This is a genomic window from Rhizobium sp. 01T444, assembly GCF_056398305.1.
Genome location: NZ_JBFTPD010000091.1, coordinates 1 through 1,119, shown reverse-complemented (window position 1 = coordinate 1,119; position 1,119 = coordinate 1). Strand labels below are relative to the sequence as shown.

General features: G+C 69.9%; 1 protein-coding gene. It reads left to right on the top strand.

The annotated features are described in order from the left end of the window. Positions 1 to 1,036, top strand: a 1,036-nt coding sequence (locus AC1DTN_RS37265) for a mercuric reductase (RefSeq protein WP_477925106.1), incomplete at its 5' end; no start/stop codon positions are given. Positions 1,037 to 1,119 lie beyond the last annotated feature (83 nt).

Genomic DNA, 1,119 nt, shown 5'->3' with positions numbered 1-1,119 from the left:
GGGCCATGCGCGCTTCGTCTCGGCGACCGAGGTGAGCGTGGGCGACGACCTCCTCCAGGCGCCGCGCATCTTCATCAACGTCGGCGGGCGCGCTCTCGTGCCGCCGCTCCCGGGCGTGGACGAGGTGCCGTGCCTGACCAACACCTCCATCCTGGAACTGGACCAGGTGCCGCGCCACCTCGCGGTGATCGGCGGCAGCTATATCGGCCTGGAGTTCGCCCAGATGTACCGCCGCTTCGGCGCGGAAGTGACGGTCATCGAGAAAGGGCCGCGCCTGGTCGCGCGCGAGGACGAGGAGGTCTCGGGCGCCATCCGGGACATTTTCGAGGGCGAAGGCGTCGTGGTGCGCCTGGATGCCGAGTGCATCCGCTTCCAGCCCGCCGCCGACGGTATCCAGGTCGGCGTGGACTGCCTGGCCGGGGCGCCCGAGGTGATGGCGTCCCACGTGCTGCTTGCCGTCGGCCGCCGGCCCAACACCGACGACCTCGGTCTGGACCAGGCGGGCATCGAGCTGGACCCGCACGGCTACATTCCAGTCGACGAGCAGCTCCAGACCCGCACGCCCGGCATCTGGGCGCTGGGCGATTGCAACGGGCGCGGCGCCTTCACGCACACGGCCTACAACGACTTCGAGATCGTCGCGGCCAACCTGCTGGACAACGACAAGCGCCGCGTGAGCGACCGGATCCCGGTCTACGCCTTGTTCATCGATCCGCCGCTCGGCCGGGTCGGGTTGACGGAGGCGCAGGCGCGCGCGACGGGCAAGGCGGTGCGAGTCGGCCAGCGGCCCATGACACGGGTCGGGCGGGCGGTCGAGAAGGGCGAGACCGCGGGCTTCATGAAGGTGGTGGTCGACGCCGAGAGCGAAGCCATCCTCGGCGCCGCGATCCTGGGCGTCGGCGGCGACGAAGCCGTCCACTGCCTCATCGACACCATGTCCTGCGGCGGGACCGGCGACGCGCTGCGGCGAACCATGCACATCCACCCGACGGTCTCGGAACTGATCCCGACCATCCTGGGCGAACTCAAGCCCTGAAGGCACGCGGCCGCGCCGCCGCGCGCCTTGCGTTGATCTGCCTCAAGACGAGGCGAAAGAAAAAAGAGGACGCTGCGTACTTG